Source organism: Cupriavidus sp. 01L415 (assembly GCF_056400065.1).
The window spans coordinates 75,888-82,152 of the sequence record NZ_JBFTSP010000024.1 but is presented as its reverse complement, the minus strand read 5'-3'; the positions used below and the strand labels follow the sequence as shown (position 1 = coordinate 82,152).

Sequence of the window (6,265 nt, the reverse complement as noted above, 5' to 3'; positions counted from 1 at the left end):
CCTTCACTGCACAACCGCCGGATTTACGTCACCGCCCCTTGATCACAAGAACTTCGCGGTCCTTTGCCCGCTCGTCCTGGTCGGCACCGCCTTCTATCCGGTTCGTGTCCCTCGGCTCGCAGCTTCGCTCCACGCTTCCTCCCCACGATYGGTCACCCTTTCGCAGTTGCGYTTCGCTTCGTTCGCKGTGATCAACTTACGGTGGGACTTKCACCCACAAGAGTGCGCCCATGCTGGGCGCACAAAGAAAACGGCCCGCAGTGTGAACTGCGGGCCGTATTGCCTTCTGGCGGTGTCTCGGATCAGACGATCTCGCGCGTTTCCAGGAACTGCAGGTTCGGGAAGCGCTCCTGCGTCAGGCGCAGGTTCACCATGCTCGGCGCCAGGTACACGTGGTCGCCCGCGCCATCCAGCGCGACGTTGTGGCCGGCCTTTTCGATCAGTTTCTCGATCTCGGCCGAATCGCCCTTCAGCCAGCGGGCCGTGGCGCATTCGTGCGATTCGAAAATGGCGTCCACGCCGTATTCATGCTCCAGCCGGTGGGCCACCACATCGAACTGCAGGATACCCACGGCGCCCAGCACCAGGTCGTTGGACGCGAGGGGACGGAACATCTGCGTGGCGCCCTCTTCCGCCAGCTGCTGCAAACCCTTCTGCAGCTGCTTGACCTTGAGCGGGTTGTTCAGGCGTGCGCGGCGGAAAAACTCGGGCGCGAATGACGGAATGCCCGTGAACTTGAGCGATTCGCCTTCGGTAAAGACATCGCCCAGGCGGATCGTGCCGTGGTTGGGCACGCCGATGATGTCCCCGGCGTACGCCTCTTCGGTCGTGTTGCGGTCCTGCGCCATGAAGGTGATGGCGTTGTTGATCGCCACGGTCTTGCCGGCCGACACGTGCAGCAGCTTCATGCCGCGGTCGAACTTGCCGGAGCACACGCGCACGAACGCAATGCGGTCACGGTGGCGCGGGTCCATATTGGCCTGGATCTTGAACACGAAACCCGTGAACTTGGGCTCCTGCGGCTCCACCACGCGCGTATCCGTTTGTCGTGCCAGCGGCGGCGGCGACAGCTCGCACAGCGCGTCGAGCATCGACTGCACACCGAAGTTGTTGATGGCCGAGCCGAAGTAGACCGGCGTCTGCTTGCCGGACAGGAACGCCTCCTTGTCGAACGTATGCGAGGCGCCACGCACGAGTTCGATCTCCACGCGCAGCTCGTCGGCCTGGCTGCCCAGCATGCGGTCGAGCTCCGGGTTGTCCAGCCCGTCGAGGATGGCGGCCGTGCCCTTCTCGCCCTTCGGGTCGAACAGCTGCACCTTGTCGTCGATCAGGTGGTACACGCCGCGGAACGCCTTGCCCATGCCGATCGGCCACGTCATCGGCGCGCACTGGATCTTCAGCACGTCCTCGATTTCATCGAGCAACTCGATTGGCGAGCGGCCTTCGCGGTCCAGCTTGTTGATGAACGTCAGGATCGGCGTGTCGCGCAGGCGGCACACGTTCAGCAGCTTGATGGTTTGCGCTTCCACGCCGTTGACGGAGTCGATCACCATCACCGCGGAGTCCACGGCCGTCAGCGTTCGGTACGTATCCTCGGAAAAGTCCTCGTGGCCCGGTGTGTCGAGCAGGTTGACGATGTTCTCGGGGACGTCCGGGCGCCGGCGGTACGGGAACTGCATCACCGACGACGTCACCGAAATGCCGCGCTGCTTTTCCAGCTCCATCCAATCGGACGTGGCGTGGCGGTCGGCCTTGCGCGCGCGGACTTCGCCGGCAACCTGGATCGCGCCGCCGAACCACAGCAGCTTTTCGGTCAGGGTGGTCTTACCCGCGTCGGGGTGGGAGATGATGGCGAAGGTGCGACGACGCGAAATTTCGGAAACGAGCGAGCTCACGGCAGCGGGATCTGGTGTCTGACAGGCAGGAACTGTGGATGGGGCCCGGCGCTACAACAGCCGCAAACCGGCACCGGCGCCGGGTTGGGCGGGCGCCGCAACGGCGGGCACAGGGGAATGGGCGGCTATTTTACCGGTTCGCGGCCGCCGGCGGGGTGCCGGCAGCGGCGGCCTGGTTCTCTTTGGCGGGATCGTGGCCACGCAGGCTGCCGAACTGCAGGGCGTATTGGCGCGTCAGCTCGGCGCCGAAGAAGAAAATCTGCGCCGAGTAATACACCCAGAGCATCAGCGCCACCAGCGATCCGGCCGCGCCGTACGACGACGCCACGGCACTGTTGCCCAGATAGAGGCCGATCAGCCGCTTGCCCACGGCAAACAGCAGCGCGGTAATGACCGCGCCCATCGTCACATCGCGCCAGGCGATGCGAGCGTTGGGCAGCATCTTGAAGATCACGGCAAACAGGGCCGTGACGACCGCAAACGAAAACGCGGTGGAGAGAATGTCCGCCACGGGCGCGAACCAGGACGCGGTCCAGAGCCGCCCCCAGAAGCGGTCCACCACGGCCAGCGCGGCGTTGACGATCAGCGACACCAGCAGCATGAACGCCAGGACCAGCACGAGGCTGAACGACAGCAACCGGGCACGCAACAGCTGTTGCCAGCCTGCGCCCGCCGGTGGCGGCGCGTGCCAGATATCGTCCAGACTGCTCTTGAGTTCGGCGAACGCGCTCGTCGCGCCGAGGAAGAGGATGCCGGTGGCGATCGCAGCGGCCATGCCGCTGCCGCCCGCGCGGTGCGTGGCTGCCAGGATCTGCTGGATGGCCGCGGCGCCCTTCTCGCCAACCAGTCCGTTCAACTGAGCGAAGATTTCGCCGCGCGCCGCCTCGGCGCCGAAGAAAATGCCGGCGATGGAAATCACCAGCACCAGGATCGGCGCCATCGAGAAGAGCATGTAGAAGGAAAGTGCCGCGCCCTTGCTGGCCGCGCGATGGTCCAGCCAGGACTGGAGGGCGGCCGATAACACGCGCGCGGTGCGCGCCGCGGTGTGGCGGTCGGGCAACCAGCGGCCGCGCGGAGGTCGCGGCGGGGCGTTGTCGGTAGGTCCCGGGACGTGTTCGGATGGCATGCCGGTCAGTCTTCCTTCAATGCGTCCTTGATGCGATCCGCACTGCGCGGATCGGCAGGAGCGCCCCTGCGCGCAAGTGTCGGATTCGACACTGTCAGAGCATGGCGATGGCCTGGCGCGCTGTCTGTCGGCCTGCGTCTGACGCCTGCCGTTCATGATAGTGCGCATTTCCGGCGGCGCCGGGGCGACCTGCTACAGTAAATTGAGGCACACCTGCCGGGGCGGGCACCCGACGCGCCGGACGGAAAGGAGGCTTGTCGTGATCCGCACCTCGCTCGGGCGGCCCATCGCCGCATTCTGTCTTTGCCTGATGGCCCTGGCCGGCTGCGAACGCAGCCAACCCGGCCCCAAGCCGATCTCTGGCGGCACCTCCGCGCCGGGCTCACCCAACGCAGCCACCACCGCGCCAGCCACCGCCGGCGCCTCCGGCACGGCGGGCACGCCGCGCTGATTCCGCACGCTACCGGCGCACACTGGGCGTACCCGTTTCTGCGTTCGATGTCGCGTGCGACGTTGCGTCGATGAGTGGCGTCCGTTGTCGCGCGCGGCTCACGGGTGCGCTTTCCACCCGCCATCCCCTGGCAGGCGGGAATCGCTGTTTCAGTCATGCAACCGGGTGCAGCGGTTGCATAATTCGCCGTCGACCGCATGCACAGCGCCACCTGGGCAGCCGATCGCGGCGCTTCCCCACCTTGTTTCCGCCAGCGTGATGCGGGTCCGCCATTCGGGCACGATCCGGGCGGTGACCTCCCACCTGCCACGCGAGCCCGTCAGGACGGGACAACTTGCTTGCCTTGTCACGAATTGTCTGACTACGCGCGTTTCCGTCCGCTTGCGTTACAGCGGCGAAACCGATTGATGCCGCCTGGCCGGATCGCGACACTCGCGGTGACTGACGTAACAGGTGCAACCCGCGTAAAACAAGCGTTTGCGGACCATTGGCACGCTTGTCGCTCTGATCCAGTCAGGGAGAAAGCTGAATCAATGTCTACAACATTATTAGAACGCAGGAGAGGACACAGCCATGCGTCATCCGCCAGCGAGAATGACGGCACGCAGGCGATCCTATCGACTGGCGGGCCCCGCACCGTCAGTGAAGGATCTGCTGTCGCCGCCCCTGCTTCCGTCTCCACGACGGCCTGCTCGACCCGCCTCCTATTGCGCAGCGTCCAGTCGCGCCCTGGCCGTGTCGGCCAGCCGGCAACGCGCCGGGCATCCGGGACGCTGATCCCCGAACGCCCCCGGAGAGGGTCTTCGCCTGTTGCGTTCGGGCGCACGCAGGCGTAAACCGGTTTTATGTGCTCCGTCCCCCGGCGGGCACCTTTTTCCAGAGAAGGGAGGGAGCCACCCATGTACGCCAGAGTCTTCACCACCATCGCGCTGGCCCTGCTCTCGACCGTTGCCTCCAGCGCGTTCGCCGGCAACTACGCTTATTTCGACCGACCCGACGACTGCAACCTGATCAACCACGCGGCCGTCAGCAACGATATTTACGTGCGCAACTTTGGCTGGGCATGGGGCGATGTCCGCTTCAAGCCGGACCAAAGCCCCCCGCAGCAGAACGAACGCCAGGCGCGCGACAACGCCGCCGATCCGCGCGACGCGCTGCCCGGGCCCATCCACGATGGCGTGACGCCGCAGCGCGGCCGGCGCGGCAAGATCAGCATGTCGTAAGCGTTGCGTTGAACGCGCGAGCCAAGGCGCGCTAGCCTGCCGCCGCTGTCCGGGCGACAGGACAAAGGGGAGCTGGCGAGCGGACGTCGCCTGCTCCCCCTTGGCGCCGAAGCGTTGGTTGCGCGGTATGTCCGGGGACGGCTATTCGGCCGCAGCCCCCGGCTGTGGATCGACGCGGATGTTGTGCTTGTGCATGAGCCGGTACAAGGTCACCCGCGACACATTCAGTTCGCGCGCTGCCGGCACCACGTGAAAGCCGTGGCTGGCCATCACGGTGCGGATGGCTTCCCGCTCCGCTTCCTCGCGGATCGCGTCGAGCGTCTTGCGTGGCACTTCCGCCCCACCATGCAGTTGCAGGTCCTCCGCCGTGATCTTGCGGTTATCCGTCATCACGATGGCGCGGCGCACACGATTGATCAGTTCGCGCACGTTGCCCGGCCATGTGTACTGCATCATCGCCTGGGTGGCGCACGGCGAGAACCCGCGTATCCGGCGATGGGCTTCGTGGCCATGCTCGGCCAGTACGGCGTTGGCCAGTTGCAGGATGTCTTCGCCCCGCTCCCGCAGCGGCGGGATGGTCAGCGTCAGCACGCAAAGCCGGTGGAACAGGTCCGAGCGGAACCGGCCGTCGGTCTGCGCCACGATCAGGTCCACGTGCGTGGCGGAGATAATGCGCAGGTCGAGCGGGATGGACTGATGACCGCCCAGCCTCGTGATCGTGCCCTGCTGGAGGAAGCGCAGCAGCGCCACCTGGCTTTCCAGCGGCAGGTCGCCGATTTCATCGAGGAACAGCGTGCCGCACTGGGCCTGTTCGATCCAGCCGATCTTGCGCTGGTTTGCGCCGGTGAATGCGCCTTTCTCGTAGCCGAACAGCTCGGACTGCACGAGATGGGAAGGAATCGCGCCGCAGTTGATGGCGATGAACGGGCCCTTGCGACGGCTGGAGGCTTCGTGGATAGCCTGCGCGGCCAGTTCCTTGCCGGTGCCGGATTCGCCCGAGATGAACACGGGCGCTTCGTTGTGGGCCACCTTGGCGAGCGAACGGAACATCGTCCGCATGGCCGCGCATTCGCCGATCATCGGGCCATGCGACGCCTGTTCCTGCACGCGCGCCCCATGCAGAGACGCCATGCCGTGCGCGTGCTTGAGCGTGTAGAGCAGTTCGTCGAACGAAAACGGCGTGCGTACGTAGTCGACGCAGTAGTCGCGAATCAGCCGCCGCACACGTTCGTCTTCCAGCATGGCGGTAGACGTGATGGCCACCCACATCACATGCAGATATTGCAGGCCCTGTTCCAGCTGGGTCAGTTCTGCATCGCTGTAGGGGGTCTGCAAGTCGATGATCCCCGCCATCGGCGCGCTGGCGCGCACCACGCGTTCCAGGTCGCGCACCTGTTGCACGCGCCGGATCTCCCATCCCGACCCGAACTGGTTCGCACTGAATCCAAAATCTTCATAACGCGACACGAGCACGATCTGTGCGGAGCGTGCCGGCGCCTTGCACAGTCGGTCCATGACGTTCTCCCTGACGTTGGGCTTCTTGTTTGTAACGGAACTTCCGGGCACATTG

Annotated in this window: 5 protein-coding genes; 2 read left to right on the top strand and 3 right to left on the bottom strand. The window is 65.5% G+C overall.

All coding sequences use genetic code 11. From position 1 onward, the window contains the following. Positions 1-302 precede the first annotated feature (302 nt). A complete protein-coding gene (locus tag AC1DOX_RS24665) occupies positions 303-1,895 on the bottom strand; it encodes a peptide chain release factor 3 (RefSeq protein WP_092139429.1) in 1,593 nt (530 codons plus the stop codon). 130 nt (positions 1,896-2,025) lie between these two features. After that, positions 2,026-3,021: a YihY/virulence factor BrkB family protein gene (locus AC1DOX_RS24660; RefSeq protein ID WP_441622058.1), complete on the bottom strand. Its 996-nt coding sequence runs from the start codon at positions 3,019-3,021 to the stop codon at positions 2,026-2,028. 259 nt (positions 3,022-3,280) lie between these two features. Between AC1DOX_RS24660 and AC1DOX_RS24655 the strand changes: the two genes are divergently transcribed. Both AC1DOX_RS24655 and AC1DOX_RS24650 read left to right on the top strand, forming a co-directional pair. Next, entirely contained in the window at positions 3,281-3,472 is a 192-nt protein-coding gene (locus AC1DOX_RS24655; RefSeq protein WP_441622056.1) for a hypothetical protein, read from the top strand. 899 nt (positions 3,473-4,371) lie between these two features. Then, entirely contained in the window at positions 4,372-4,695 is a 324-nt protein-coding gene (locus tag AC1DOX_RS24650; RefSeq protein ID WP_441622054.1) for a hypothetical protein, read from the top strand. 141 nt (positions 4,696-4,836) lie between these two features. Here AC1DOX_RS24650 and AC1DOX_RS24645 read toward each other — a convergent pair whose 3' ends face one another. Continuing rightward, on the bottom strand, positions 4,837-6,210 hold the full coding sequence (locus tag AC1DOX_RS24645; protein ID WP_441622052.1) for a sigma 54-interacting transcriptional regulator: 1,374 nt from the start codon (positions 6,208-6,210) through the stop codon (positions 4,837-4,839). Positions 6,211-6,265 lie beyond the last annotated feature (55 nt).